The organism is Comamonas sp. 14P8.1.4, assembly GCF_057799285.1.
Window position 1 is genome coordinate 198,954 of the sequence record NZ_JBYOKN010000002.1, and the last position, 13,621, is coordinate 212,574.

A 13,621-nucleotide genomic window follows, 5' to 3' on the forward strand; every position below is an offset into this window, starting at 1 on the left:
CAGCCCCGTTCACCATTGTTTCGAAGAGAAACAGGCGCAAGCACCAACATGGTGCAACCCAAATGGGGGAATTGCTGCTTTTTTACGCACCGTTTTAGGGAGAAACACGCCATGAGCTTGGCCAGCGTGCAAAGCCGGGCCCTTTTCGGGCTGCAAGCGCCGTCTGTCACCGTGGAGGTGCACCTTGCCAATGGGCTGCCCAGTTTCTCGCTGGTGGGTTTGGCCGAAGTGGAAGTCAAGGAAGCCCGCGAGCGCGTGCGCTGCGCCATCGCCAACAGCGGGCTGGAGTTCCCCACCAACAAGCGCATCACCGTCAACCTGGCACCGGCCGATCTGCCCAAGGATTCCGGGCGCTTTGATCTGCCCATTGCGCTGGGCATTCTGGCGGCCAGCGGTCATATCGATGCCAGCCAGCTGCAAGGCTGGGAATTTGCCGGAGAGCTGTCGCTGTCTGGAGAGCTGCGCCCGGTGCGCGGCGCACTGGCCACCAGCCTGGCGCTGCACATGCAGCAGGTGGCCGTGCGGCTGGTGCTGCCCATGGACAGCGCCTCCGAAGCTGCCTGCGCCCCGCAGTCCGAGGTGTATGGCGCGCAGCACTTGCTGGATGTGGTGGCGCAGTTTCTGCCCGCCCGTGCGCACAGCGACAACGCACCGGCCACCGGCTGGCGCCGCATGCCCGCGCCGCCACCAGCCACGCAGGCCGTGCTACCCGACATGGGTGATGTACAGGGCCAGGCGCCCGCCAAACGCGCGCTGGAAATTGCCGCCGCCGGCGGCCACGGCGTGCTGATGGTGGGGCCGCCGGGCTCGGGCAAATCCATGCTGGCCCAGCGCTTTGCCAGCATCCTGCCGCCCATGTCCCAACAGGAAGCCGTGGAAAGCGCGGCCATTGCCAGCGTCTGCGGCCGCTTCAAAGCAGATGAATGGGGGCTGCGCCGCACTGCCAGCCCGCACCACACGGCCAGCGCGGTAGCCCTGGTCGGCGGCGGCTCGCCCCCCAAGCCCGGCGAAATCTCCTATGCCCATTGCGGCACCTTGTTTCTGGATGAGTTTCCAGAGTTCTCACGCAGCGCCTTGGAAGCGCTGCGCGAGCCGCTGGAGACCGGGCGCATCACGATTGCCCGCGCCGCACACAGCACCGAGTTTCCGGCCCGCTTTCAGCTGATTGCCGCAATGAATCCCTGCCCCTGCGGCTTCTGGGGCAGCACCCAGCGCAGCTGCCGCTGCACGCCCGATCAGGTAGCGCGCTACCAAAGCAAGATCAGCGGCCCGCTGCTCGACCGCATCGATCTGCACGTGGAAGTCACGCACATTCCTGCCGAGGATTTGCTGGGTGCCCGCAGCGGCGAGCCCAGCGCCGCAATGCGCGCCCGCGTCAGCCAGGCACGTGCCCTGGCGCAGCAGCGCCAGGGCTGCTGCAACCAGGCGCTGCAAGGCCAGACGCTGGATCAGCACCTGCAACTGGAAGACAGCGCCGCCCAGCTGCTGCGCAAAGCGGCAGACCGTCTGGGCTGGAGCAGCCGTGCCACCCACCGCGCCCTGCGCGTGGCCCGCACCATTGCCGACCTGGCAGGCAGCCCCAGCGTAGGCCAGGCCCACGTGGCCGAGGCCATGCAGTACCGCCGGGCCCTGCTGCACACCACACCCTAGAGCACCCTACGGCGCACTCAAGCGGGTGTTAGCGTGGCTGCATGCGGCTGCAGCAGCGCCACCAGCGCATGCAGCTGGGGCGACCATCCCGCAAGTTCTGGCGCCACCAGCCAGGTTTCAGCCAACCCGATCTGGCTGCGCAGCGGTTGCGGCAGGCGCAGGTAATGCACGCCAAAACGCGCTTGCTGGGCTTCAATCAATGCCAGCGGCATCAGCGCGAACCCCATCCCTGCAGCCACACAGCCCAAGATGGCATCGAGCGAGCCCATCTCCATGATCCGCGCCGAGGTGATGCCCTCGTGTGCCAGCAGCAGCTCAATGCGCTGACGGTAGCTGCAGCCCTGCCGGAAAGCGAGGAACGGGGTGTGCAGCAAGGTCTGCGGGGTGGGCAAGGCGGTCATGGGCGTCGGGCCCACCAGCACCAGCTCTTCCGCAAACACCGGCCGCGACCACCAGCGCGGGTGGGGGGGCTGCCCGGCCACCAGGGCGCAGTCCAGCATGCCCTGCCCCAAGTCCTGCAGCAGCGCTGCCGTAGGCCCGGTGCGCAATTCCAGGTCGATGTGCGGGTGCGCCTGGTACACCTGCGCCAGCACCGCAGGCAGGCGCAGGGCCGCCGTGCTCTCCATCGCGCCAATGCGCAGGCGACCGGCGGGCGGCAATGCCCCAGCAAACAGCGCGCAGGTGGTGTCGTGGGTGTCCAGCAGGCGCTGTGCATGGGGCAGCAAGGTATGGCCCGCCGGGGTCAGCCGCACGGGGGTGCTGCTGCGCTCGAGCAACTGCACGTGCAGCTCATCTTCGAGCTTCTTGATGTGCGCCGTCACATTCGACTGCACCGTGTGCAGCTGCTGCGCCGCCGCGCCAAAGCTGCCCGTGCGGTGCACGGTCTCAAACATGCGCAGGGATTTGAGTTGCATGGTCTTCAATCACAAAACAAGATGATTGCTTTCATTTTCAATCACTGGACATGATGGGTGCAAGCCCTTAATCTGCCGCCAAGACTTCAAGGGTGTGCTGTGATCCGTCGCGCTGAGCTTCCGCTGTTTCTCACTGGGTTTCTGGCCACGCTCAGCGGCGTGGGGCTGGCCCGCTTTGCCTACACGGCGCTGATGCCGCAGATGGTGCTGGCTGGCTGGTTCACCGGGGAACAGGTGGCCTACCTGGGGGCCGCCAATCTGCTGGGCTATCTGATCGGTGCGCTGGCCGCCGCACCGCTGGCCGAGCGGCTGGGCGCCACGCGCGTGCTGGTGGCCTGCTGGGTGACGGTGGTACTGAGCTTTGCGGGCTGCAGCTTTGCCCAGCCCATGCCGGTGTTTTTTGGCTGGCGCCTGCTGTCCGGCATTGCCGGGGCCGCACTGATGGTGCTGGGCCCCTCGGTGGCCATGGCCGCCACGCCCCTGGCACGGCGGGCAGCGCTCGGCCCCCTGATGTTTTGCGGCATTGGCGTGGGTGCACTGCTCTCGGCCACACTGGTTCCCACCCTGGCACAGCTGAGCCTGAGCGCCGTGTGGTGGGGGCTGACCGCCGTGTCTGCCGCAGCCTTGTGGTGGGGGCAGCGCCATTCGCGCCGCCTGCCTGCGCCGGCCCCCATACCCATCACCGCGTCAGCGGTGCCGCTGGCACTGCCCAGTGCCTTGTGGACCGCCCCGGTGGTGCTGGTGTTGCTGGCCTATGTGACCGACGGTTTTGGCTTTGTGCCACACACGGTGTTCTGGGTGGACTATCTGGCGCGCGAGCTGCACCACGGCGCGGCCTATGCCTCTACCCAGTGGGCATTCTTTGGGCTGGGCGCCGTCGCCGGGCCGCTGTGCGCTTCCCTGTGCGCCACCCGCTGGGGCTGGTGGCGCACCACCACGGGCGCGTATGCACTCAAGGCCACCGCCATTGCGCTGCCGCTGTTCACCGCCGGGTTTGCCAGTCACGCGCTGTCCGGCTTTGTGGTGGGCGCACTCTCGCCGGGCATGGCGGCCATCACCTCCGGCTATCTGATGCAGCTGATCGGCCCTGCGCGCCACAAGCGCATGTGGGGCTACGCCACTGCGGCATTTGCACTGTTTCAGGCCCTGGCGGGCTACCTGATGGCCACGATCTACGCCACCACCGGCAGCTACCGCAGCCAGTTCATCTGGGGCGCCAGCGCTTTGGCGCTGGGCGCAGTGCTGGTGTTTTTCTCCAAGTCGAAAACGCCTGTAGCCCAGACTTCATAAGCGCTAGCAGCTCTTCTTTTTTCAAAGCATCACCATGCAACTGTTTCTGAACGCCACCTCTCCCTTCGCACGCTTGGCGCGCGTGGTCGCCATGGAAAAAGGGCTGATCCAGCAAATCGAGCTGGTCTGGTGTGACCCGTGGAACAACGACCCCGCCTTGCTGGCCCAGCACCCGCAAGCGCGCATTCCCGTGTTGGTTACGGACGATGGCCACGCCATTTCCGAGTCGCTGCTGATTGCGCAATATTTGGATCAGATCGGCAGCGGCCCAGCCTTGGTGCCTGCTGCACAAGCCAGCACCGTGCTGGCACGCACCAGCGTGGCTTATGGCTTGATGGAGGCTGCGTTCAACGTCGTCATCGCCCGCAAAAACGATGGCGCCGCCATGGCCGATGCCAGCGTGATGGGCCAACGCCGTCTGGCCGCCATGGCCCGTGTGCTGGCGCAGTGGGAAAGCGCACCACCCGCTGCGCTGGAAGCGGCGATCACGCTGGACCAGATCACCACCGCCGTGGCGCTGGCCTATGTGCGGTTTCGTCTGCCTGCGCTGCTGGCCCCGGCAGTCTATCCCCGCCTGCACCACTGGTTGCAGCCCACCGAGCAGCGCACCAGCCTGGCCAGCACCGCATTTGCCTGACAGCGCGCTGCTCTCACGCAACAAAAAGAGCAGCCTGCGCAAGCAGAATATGGGTTTGCAGGCTTTTGAAGCCTGAACCGCTCACACCCCCAAATACTGCTGGCGCACCGCGGCGTTGCCTGCCAGATCCGCCATGGGGCCTTGGTGCACGATCTGGCCTTTTTCCAGCACATAGGCGCGGTCGGCCACAACCTGGGCAAAGGGCAGGTTCTGCTCGCTGAGCAAGATGCCGATGCCCTGCGCCTTGAGCTGCAAAATCGTTTGCGCCATCTGCTCGACGATGATGGGCGCTACGCCTTCCGACGGTTCGTCGAGCAACACCACATAAGGCTGGCCCATCAGCGTGCGCGCCACGGTCAGCATTTGCTGCTCACCCCCACTCATCTGGCCACCGTGGCGATCCGGCATTTCGCCGAGGTTGGGGAATAACGAAAAAAGCTTTTCAGGCGTCCAGTGCGGCAGGGCTTGCCCACCCGGCCATGCGCGTGCGGCTTGGCGCCCGACTTCCAGGTTTTCCAGCACCGTCAGCTCGGTAAAGATGCGGCGGTCTTCCGGCACATAGCCCAGACCTTTTTGCGCAATCTGGTGGGGTGCTTTGCGACGCAGGTCAGCACCCATGAAAAGAACTTTTCCTTCGCGCCGTTCCACCAGACCCGCCAGCGCTTTGAGCGTGGTGGATTTACCCGCGCCATTGCGCCCCATCAGCGCCACCACTTCGCCGCGCCCCACGGTCAGCGACACGCCATGCAGAATGTGCGCCGCGCCATACCAGGCGTTCAAGCCTTCCACATGGAGCAAAGGTTCTTCAGGTGTTTTTGGCACTTCAGGCATATCTGGCAAGCGCTGGTAGCTATCAACTTCATTCATTGTTTTTCTCCAGCACCAAGCCCGTGCCCAAATAAGCCTGCTGCACGCGTGCGTCATCGCGCACTTGTTGCGGTGTGCCTTCGGCCAGCAACTGCCCGCGCACCAGCACCGCCACGCGGTCGGCCTGGCCAAACACCACGTCCATGCTGTGCTCGGTAAACAGCACGCCCATGCGACGCGCTTGGGCCAGCTGGCGGGTCAACTGCATCAGCGCCACACGCTCGCCCGGGGCCATACCGGCGGTGGGCTCATCCATCAGCAGCAGTTGCGGCTGGTGGGCCAGCGCCATGGCCAGCTCCACGCGTTTGACGTCACCGTAAGCCAGCTCGCTGCACGGGCGATCGGCCTGCGCAGCCATGCCCACTTGTTCCAGCAGCGCCAGGGCATCGCTACGGCGGTGTTGCGCCGCACGCGGCCACCAGGCAAAGATGCGGCGGTCGTGTGAGAGCAGCGCCATCTGCACGTTCTCCACCACGGTCAGCGAAGCAAACGTCTGTGCAATCTGAAAGGTGCGGCCCACGCCCTGGCGCCAGATGGCGCGCGGGGTCAAACCCGCAATGTGTGCGCCGTTCAAAAGCACGTGACCCGTATCCGGTGTCAGCTGCCCCCCCACCATGTTGAAGGTGGTGCTCTTGCCCGCCCCATTGGGGCCAATCAGGGCCAGCAGTTCTCCGGCTTGCAGGGTGAACGACACATCGCGCACGGCCTGCACACCGCCAAAGGATTTGTGGATGCCCTGCACTTGCAGCAATGCGGTCATGCAGCCTCCTGTGCTTTGTTTTTGGGAGCTATCAGCGCTTGCAGTTGCTGCGCAAACCCCGAAATACCTTGAGGAAACAGCAGGACGAGCACCAGCATGACGGCCCCCATCATGGCGCGCCAGTAATCGGTGTTGCGGGCCACCGTGTCATGCAGCCAGGTGAAGACCGCCGAGCCGACCACCGGCCCTGCCAGCGTCTGGATACCGCCCAGCAGCACCATGACCAAGCCATCCACGCTCTTGGTCACACCCAGACTGTCGGGCGCCACGCTGCCCTTGGAGAACACAAACAGCGCCCCGGCCACGCCCGCAAAACCTGCGGCCACGACAAACGCCGTCCACTGGATGCGCCGCACATCAAGGCCAATGGCATCGGCCCGCAGTGCCGAATCCCGCGCCGCGCGCAGCGCGTAGCCCAGCGGGGAAAACAGCATGCGGCGCAGCAAATAAACGCCCAGTACACACAGCGCCAGAGCCAGCCAGTAAAAGTGTTCGGCCGACGATGCCCAGTCGCTGGGCCACACGCCGGTCAGGCCGTTGCTGCCGCCGGTGAAACCGTCCCACTGGAACACGATGGCCCAGGTGATCTGGGCGAATGCCAGGGTCAACATCGTCAGATACACCCCGCTCAGCCGCACGCAGAACCAGCCGTAGAGCAAGGCCCCGGCAGCAGCAGCCAAGGGGCCAAACAGCAGGGCGGCTTCCATGGGCAAATCCAGCGCCCGCACAGCCAGCGCCGCTCCATACGCACCCAGGCCAAAGTAGGCCGCATGGCCAAACGAGTGCATGCCACCGGGGCCGAGGATGCAATGCAAGCTGGCCGCAAACAGCGCGGCAATCAGCATGTCGGTCAGCAGCACGGTGGCATAGCTGCCTTCCCCGGCCAGCAGGGGCAGCACCAGCAAACCCAGCACCAGCGCACCCCAGGCCAGCGTGGCGGGGCGGCCTGCAGGGTGCAGCGGCTGCTCAGGCTGGCCACTGTGGCGCGCTGTGGGTTGGGGCCGCCCCATCAGGCCCCAGGGGCGCCACACCAGCACGGCGGCCATCACCAGAAACTCCACCACCAGCGTGAGCTTGGAGAACGAAATGCTCACCCCCGCCACCTCTTGCACGCCCAGCCAGATGCACACGGCCTTGATTTCCGCAATCAGCAACGCCGCCACAAACGCCCCCGGAATACTGCCCATACCGCCCACCACCACCACGACAAAGGCCGCGCCAATCGTGGTCATGTCCATCTCCAGACTGGCGGGTTCACGCGGCAGCTGCAGCGCACCGGCCAGCCCGGCCAGCAGCGTGCCCAGGGCAAACACCGCCGTGAACAGCCAGGCCTGGTTCACGCCCAGCGCACCGACCATTTCCCGGTCTTGCGTGGCAGCGCGCACCAAGGTGCCAAAACGCGTGCGGGTGAGCAGCAGGTGCAGACCCAGCAGCACCACAGGGCCGACGGCAATCAGCAGCAGGTCGTAGCTTGGAAACTGGCGCCCCAGAATGTCGATAGAGCCCTCCAGCCCCGCTGCGCGCGGGCCAAACAGTTCTTCAGGCCCCCACAGCCACAGGGCCGCATCCTTGAGCACCAGCACCAGCGCAAATGTGGCCAGCAGCTGAAACAGCTCGGGCGCGCGGTAAATACGGCGCAGCAGGCCGATTTCGGTCAAAGCCCCCAGCACACTGCAGACCAGCGGGGCCAGCAGCAGCGCAGGCCAGAAGCCGATGGTGGGCGCCAGGGTCTCCACACTGGAGAACGCAAGGTAGGCGCCCAGCATGAAGAACGAACCATGGGCAAAGTTGATGGTGCGTGTGACACCAAAAATCAACGACAGCCCAACGGACACCAGAAACAGCGACGAGGCACTGGCCAGTCCATTGAGCAATTGGGCCAACAGGCCGGATGCACTCATCTGAGGTGCTCCTCCAACGCAAAAACAATCAGGTATGCAAAAGCCACCCAATGTGCGCGCTGCACATGCAGGTGGCTGTAGGTGGGGCGCGAATTATTGCGCGCTGGCAGGGCGCAGCAGCTTCACCTGCGCGTCGGTGGGCTGGTAGTCCTTGCCGTCGGCGTAGTAGAAGTCGGTCATGATGCCGCGCTGCATGTCCTTGCTGTAGGTGGTCTTGCCCACATAGGCACCCATGGTGGATTGGTTGTCCTGGGGGCGGTAGTGGATGGTGCCCCATGGCGTCGCCACATCCAGGCTCTTGAAGGCCTTGATGAGCGCTTCGGTGTCGGTGCTGCCGGCTTTCTGGATGCCTGCGGCCAGCGACTGGATGGCGTTGTAGCCCACGATGGTGCCCAGACGCGGGTAGTCCTTGAACTTGGCCTGGTAGGCCTTCAGGAAAGCATCGTGCTCCGCGGTTTGGATGGCATACCAGGGGTAGCCGGTGACGATCCAGCCTTCCGGCGCTTCCTGGCGCAGCGCATCAAGGTATTCCGGCTCGCCCGAGAGCAGACCCACCACGCTGCGGCCCTTGAACAGGCCACGTGTGTTGCCCTCACGCACGAACTTGCCCAGATCGACCGAGAACAGCACGTTGAAGATGGCATCGGGCTTGGCATCAGCCAGCGCCTGCACCACCGAACCGGCGTCGATCTTGCCCAGGGCAGGCGCTTGTTCGGCCACGAATTCGATGTCCGGCTGCGCTTCCTTCATCAGCTTCTTGAAGGTAGCTACGGCCGACTGGCCGTATTCGTAGTTGGGGTAGACGATGGCCCAGCGCTTTTTCTTCAGCTGGACCGCCTCTTTGACCAGCATGGCTGTCTGCATGTACGTGGAGCCACGCAGGCGGTAGGTGTAGCGGTTGCCGTTTTCCCAAACGACCTTGTCGGTCAGCGTCTCGGACGCCAGGAAAAAGCGCTTTTTCTGCCCGGCGTAATCGGTCAATGCCATGCCTACGTGCGACAAAAAGCTGCCGGTCAGCACATCGATTTTTTCGCGTGCATACAGCTCCTCGGCAGCACGGATCGCATCGCCGGGGTTGCCGTTGTCATCGCGCGTGACCAGCACCACCTGCTTGCCCAGCAAGCCACCGCTGGCGTTGATTTGCGCCACCGCCAGGTCCATGCCTTTTTTGTAGGGTTCCAGAAAAGCGGGCATGGCCTTGTAGCTGTTGACTTCGCCAATCTTCAACACACCTTGCGCTGCCCAGACAGGGGCAGCCACCAGGGCCAGTACGGCCGGTACAGTCCAGCGCAGTTGCATAGGTCTTCCTCCTCGGTGCGGTGGGCACCCGATTCACTAATACTCAAATTGAGCATATTTAGTACTCAAAAAAATGCGCCGCTGTCTTCCACACCGTGCACATGCCTTTTATGCTAATTGCGAGCGTTAATCGATGTCAAGCCGCGCGTCGCTTTTTACGCCTGGTGCACGTGCTTATTACTAATCCATCTCAAATCAAAGCCCGCAAGCGCACCTGCACACTGGCATTTCTCGGACAATAGTGGTTTGAAGTATAAAAAGTCGGCCCGCTATACCCACTGCGCATATCGCGCAGCTTCTCAGGGTTCGCCACCCGGCTATTGAAGCCCGGGCATGCCGTGCCCGTTTTTTTGCATCCTCTGTCTTTTGTTTCATCATGAGTGCTTTTCTCGAAGAACGCGTCTTGTCCGTGCACCACTGGACGGACCGTCTTTTCTCCTTCACGACCACCCGTGACACTTCGCTGCGCTTCTCCAACGGCCACTTCACCATGATTGGCCTGAAGGTCGACGGCAAGAACCTGCTGCGCGCCTACTCCATCGCCAGCCCCAACTACGAAGAACACCTGGAGTTCCTGTCAATCAAGGTGGAAGACGGCCCGCTGACTTCGCGCCTGCAGCACATTCAGGTGGGCGACACCGTCATCGTCGGCAAGAAGCCCACAGGCACGCTGCTGATCGACTACCTGCTGCCCGGCAAGAACCTGTATCTGATCGGCACCGGCACCGGCCTGGCCCCTTGGTTGGCCGTGGCACGCGACCCCGAGACCTATGAAAAATTTGACAACGTGGTCGTGGTGCACGGCGTGCGCGAAGTCAAAGAACTGGCCTACCAGGAGATGTTCGAGCAGCTGCCCGAGCATGAATTCCTCGGCGACATCGTCAAGGGCAAGTTGCACTACTACCCCACGGTCACGCGCGAAGAATTCCGCAACAAGGGCCGCATTACCGACCTGATCAACAACAACGTCTTCCCTCAGAACCTTGGCCTGCCCGCGCTGAACCCTGAGACCGACCGCGTCATGCTGTGCGGCAGCCCCGCCATGCTGGCCCAGCTCAAGGAAATGATGGAGCACCGCGGGTTCAAGGAAGGCAACACCACCACCCCTGGTGACTTTGTGATTGAGCGCGCTTTCGTCGAGAAGTAAGCCCTTCACCGCTGCCTGCAAAGCCGACCGCTGCCACCGTGCCGGTCGGCTTTTTTGTCAGCGAAAGCCCTGTAGCGCGACAAGTTCAGGGTTTCCATAATTTGCAGCATGCCTGCATTTTCTGTATCTGCCGAAACGCCACCGCCCCTGGACCGCAACTACGTCACCGCCCTGGCACGCGGTCTGGATGTGCTGTCGTGCTTTCGCTCCGGCGAAAAACTGCTGGGCAACCAGGACATTGCCAAGCGCTGTGGCCTGCCCAAATCCACGGTCTCGCGCCTGACGTACACGCTGACCGCGCTGGGCTATCTGATCCATGTACCCGAGGAGGGCAAATACCGCCTGGGCACGGCCACGCTGGCGCTGGGCAGCGCCATGCTCTCCGGTCTGGATGTGCGCAAGCTGGCGCGGCCCTTGATGCAAAAGCTCACCGATCTGACGCAGACTGAGGTGGCACTGGCCACGCGGGATCGGCACAACATGGTCTACATCGAGCACTGCCCCAGCCCACTGCCCATGGATTCGGACCTGGACATTGGCACGCGCTTGCCGCTGGGCACCACCGCCATAGGCCGCGCCTGGCTGGCCGCCTGCCCCCTGGCCGAGCGCCAACAGGCGCTGGACTATCTGCAAGCCCATGCCCCCGACCAGTGGGATGCGGCCATACAGCTGCAGCCGCAGTGGCCGCAGCACCATGAACGCCCCCACCCCTGGCTGACCACATCCTTTGGTGACTGGCACCCGCATGTGAACGCCATTGCGCTGGCCTTTTCGCCAGGCCGTGGCTTGCCCCTGATGGCCATCAGCTGCGGCGGCCCGGCGCGCCTGATCTCTTCCGACACGCTGATGCAGCGCGCCAAGCCCGAGCTGGAGCGCATGGTGCGCCGCCTGCAGCAGGCCATCTACCAAGCGTAATCCCGCACGCCGCAAGTAGCGCACAGGACAGTGTTTTGGCGCGCGCACTCCTACGATGGTTTGGTACGAGCGTTCCGCTGGGCGGATCGCCATTTCCACAGCACAAGGAGACACAGCAATGAGCGTCAAACAACTGTTCGACCTGTCGGGCAAGACCGCCCTGATCACTGGCGGTTCACGTGGCCTGGGCCTGCAAATGGCCGAGGCGCTGGGGGAGATGGGAGCCAAGCTGGCCATCACCGCACGCAAGGCCGATGAGCTGGCTGAGGCCAAAGCCCACCTCGAGCAGCGCGGCATCGAGGTGCACACCTTCACCAACGATCTGCAGCAGTTTGACGCCATCCCCGGCCTGGTCGATGGCGTGCTGGCCAAGCTGGGCACCATCGATATTTTGGTGAACAACGCCGGTGCCACCTGGGGTGCCAAGGCCGAGGACTACCCCGATGAAGCATGGAACAAGGTGATGAACCTGAACGTGTCCGCCCCCTTCTTTTTGACGCGCGAAGTGGCACGCCGCGTGATGATTCCCAAAGGCTCGGGCAACGTCATCATCACCGCTTCAGTGGCGGCCCTGAAAGGCACACCGCCCGGCATGAACACCGTGGCCTACAACACCTCCAAGGCGGCCGCCGTGCACCTGGCGCGCACGCTGGCGTCCGAGTGGGGGCACTACGGCATTCGCGTCAATTCGATCTGCCCGGGCTTTTTCCCCAGCAAACTGGCCAACGGCCTGATCGACAAGCTGGGTGACCAGTTGATGGCCCGTACACCGCTGCGCCGCATTGGTGGCGAAGAGGACCTGAAGGGCGCCGTGGTCTATCTGGCCTCCGATGCTTCGCGCCACATGACCGGTCAGGCGCTGGTGCTCGACGGTGGTGCCAGCCTGATCTAAAGCCTTTTAAAAACAGGAGCAGCCAGCGATTGCATTGGCTTCACTTCAGCATCAAAACATGCGGAAGTGCATGATTCACAAGCGCTAACTGCTTCTTTTTTCAAGAATTGCCCATGAAAAAAGCGCAGCCAAGGCTGCGCTTTTTTTGTTCACCACTTTGGGTGGCGTTGAACGGCTTATTTGCTGGTCTTTACCACAATGATCTTGCCGTTTTTCACCGCGCCGCCACGCTCGGTGGTCAGCGTGCCGCCCGTGGCATCCACACCCAGTACGCCGCCGGGATTCACTTCCGTCGACAGCCCCTTGTAGGCCGCATCCAGCTTGGCCTGGATGGCCTTGCTGTCCGTGGCAGAGCCCGCCAGCTGCATCGCCTTGACGGTGGCATGCACAGCGGTGTAATTCCACAAGGCTTCCGAGCCCGGCACGCGGCCCGCAAACTTTTTGCCAAAGCGCTCGATGAAGGCCTGGTTCGCTGGTGATGGGTCGGCCGACACGGGCAGCACGCCGATCGCGCCTTCCAGCGTTTCCATGCCGCCCACCACGCGCGCCATTTCGTCGAGCTTGGCCTGGTCCATCACCAGAAAGCCACCCTTGAAGCCCAGTTCACGCGCCTGCTTGACCACAAGTGCGGTGGGCTCGGATGCACCGCCCACAAACAGCACATCGGGCTTGGCGGCCAGCGCCTTGCTGACGCCGCTGTAGAAGTCCGTGGCGCGGTTGTAGCTCATGGGGTTTTCGGCCACCACGGTGCCACCCAGCTTCTCCCAGCCGGGCTTGAACGCTGCGGCCCACGCCTTGCCGTAGTCATGGTCGGCGCCCACCATCGCCACCTTCTTGCCGTAGTTGTCCATCAGGTACTTCGAAAAGGGCTCGATGTAGGTAGTGAACTCGGGCGGAATGCGCAGCGTCAGCTTGTTGCCGCGGTTGGTAATCTGCGGCACCGAGCTGTAGGCCAGCACGATGAAGTTGTTGCGCTCATTCGTGGTCTGCAGCGCAAAAATGCCGCCCGAATGCGGCACCAGAATGGCCGGTGTCTTGTGCTGCTGCACCAGGCGCTGCGCGTTGATGGCAGTTTCGGCCGGGTTGTACTTGTCGTCCAGCGGCACGATTTCGAACTTCACCTTTTTGCCGCCCACATCCAGATTCGCGGCATTGAGTTCATCGGCCGCCAGCAGCATGCCGTCCAGCGCATTTTTGCCGTACTGCGCCGCGCCGCCAGACAGCGGCCCGGAATAGCCAATCTTGACCACCTCCTGCGCCATCGCAGGAGCGGCCCACACCGCCGCGCACGCCAGCGCCAAAGTGCCCAGTTGACGACGGTTCAATCGATCAGTTGCACGCATGTTTGT

Annotated in this window: 12 protein-coding genes; 6 read left to right on the plus strand and 6 right to left on the minus strand. The window is 63.6% G+C overall.

The features are described 5' to 3' along the window. Nucleotides 1-111: 111 nt before the first annotated feature. Complete coding sequence (locus AC27VO_RS05595; RefSeq protein WP_488665726.1) at nt 112-1,650, plus strand: YifB family Mg chelatase-like AAA ATPase; 1,539 nt, start codon at nt 112-114, stop codon at nt 1,648-1,650. Nucleotides 1,651-1,667: 17 nt separating this feature from the next. Here AC27VO_RS05595 and AC27VO_RS05600 read toward each other — a convergent pair whose 3' ends face one another. Beyond that, nucleotides 1,668-2,564 (minus strand): LysR family transcriptional regulator, encoded by an 897-nt coding sequence (locus AC27VO_RS05600; protein WP_488665727.1) that lies wholly within the window; start codon nt 2,562-2,564, stop codon nt 1,668-1,670. A gap of 99 nt (nt 2,565-2,663) precedes the next feature. On the opposite strand from AC27VO_RS05600, the gene AC27VO_RS05605 reads away from it, so the two are divergent. Together AC27VO_RS05605 and AC27VO_RS05610 are read left to right on the plus strand one after the other, a co-directional pair. After that, nucleotides 2,664-3,854: a YbfB/YjiJ family MFS transporter gene (locus AC27VO_RS05605; protein ID WP_488665728.1), complete on the plus strand. Its 1,191-nt coding sequence runs from the start codon at nt 2,664-2,666 to the stop codon at nt 3,852-3,854. A gap of 34 nt (nt 3,855-3,888) precedes the next feature. Continuing rightward, nucleotides 3,889-4,491 carry a glutathione S-transferase N-terminal domain-containing protein gene (locus AC27VO_RS05610; RefSeq protein WP_488665729.1) on the plus strand — a complete coding sequence of 201 codons (603 nt, stop codon included), beginning with the start codon at nt 3,889-3,891 and terminating at the stop codon, nt 4,489-4,491. Between the two features lie 81 nt (nt 4,492-4,572). Here AC27VO_RS05610 and AC27VO_RS05615 read toward each other — a convergent pair whose 3' ends face one another. From AC27VO_RS05615 to AC27VO_RS05630, 4 genes are all read right to left on the minus strand, one after another. Continuing rightward, nucleotides 4,573-5,358: an ABC transporter ATP-binding protein gene (locus tag AC27VO_RS05615; RefSeq protein WP_488665730.1), complete on the minus strand. Its 786-nt coding sequence runs from the start codon at nt 5,356-5,358 to the stop codon at nt 4,573-4,575. Next, nucleotides 5,351-6,118, minus strand: coding sequence for an ABC transporter ATP-binding protein (locus tag AC27VO_RS05620; protein ID WP_488665731.1), 768 nt, complete (start codon nt 6,116-6,118; stop codon nt 5,351-5,353). The genes AC27VO_RS05615 and AC27VO_RS05620 overlap by 8 nt, the downstream gene beginning before the upstream one ends. Further along, nucleotides 6,115-8,019 (minus strand): ABC transporter permease, encoded by a 1,905-nt coding sequence (locus AC27VO_RS05625; RefSeq protein WP_488665732.1) that lies wholly within the window; start codon nt 8,017-8,019, stop codon nt 6,115-6,117. The genes AC27VO_RS05620 and AC27VO_RS05625 overlap by 4 nt, the downstream gene beginning before the upstream one ends. Nucleotides 8,020-8,112: 93 nt before the next feature. Further along, nucleotides 8,113-9,318 carry an ABC transporter substrate-binding protein gene (locus AC27VO_RS05630; RefSeq protein ID WP_488665733.1) on the minus strand — a complete coding sequence of 402 codons (1,206 nt, stop codon included), beginning with the start codon at nt 9,316-9,318 and terminating at the stop codon, nt 8,113-8,115. A 376-nt stretch (nt 9,319-9,694) separates the two neighbouring features. On the opposite strand from AC27VO_RS05630, the gene AC27VO_RS05635 reads away from it, so the two are divergent. The 3 genes from AC27VO_RS05635 (at nt 9,695) to AC27VO_RS05645 (ending at nt 12,272) form a co-directional block, all read left to right on the plus strand. After that, nucleotides 9,695-10,465 carry a ferredoxin--NADP reductase gene (locus tag AC27VO_RS05635; protein ID WP_488665734.1) on the plus strand — a complete coding sequence of 257 codons (771 nt, stop codon included), beginning with the start codon at nt 9,695-9,697 and terminating at the stop codon, nt 10,463-10,465. Nucleotides 10,466-10,573: 108 nt separating this feature from the next. Next, nucleotides 10,574-11,380 carry an IclR family transcriptional regulator gene (locus AC27VO_RS05640; RefSeq protein ID WP_488665735.1) on the plus strand — a complete coding sequence of 269 codons (807 nt, stop codon included), beginning with the start codon at nt 10,574-10,576 and terminating at the stop codon, nt 11,378-11,380. Between the two features lie 118 nt (nt 11,381-11,498). Continuing rightward, on the plus strand, nt 11,499-12,272 hold the full coding sequence (locus AC27VO_RS05645) for an SDR family oxidoreductase (protein ID WP_488665736.1): 774 nt from the start codon (nt 11,499-11,501) through the stop codon (nt 12,270-12,272). A 176-nt stretch (nt 12,273-12,448) separates the two neighbouring features. Here the strand turns inward: AC27VO_RS05645 and AC27VO_RS05650 are convergent, their stop codons facing one another. Beyond that, nucleotides 12,449-13,615 carry an ABC transporter substrate-binding protein gene (locus tag AC27VO_RS05650; RefSeq protein ID WP_488665737.1) on the minus strand — a complete coding sequence of 389 codons (1,167 nt, stop codon included), beginning with the start codon at nt 13,613-13,615 and terminating at the stop codon, nt 12,449-12,451. Nucleotides 13,616-13,621 lie beyond the last annotated feature (6 nt).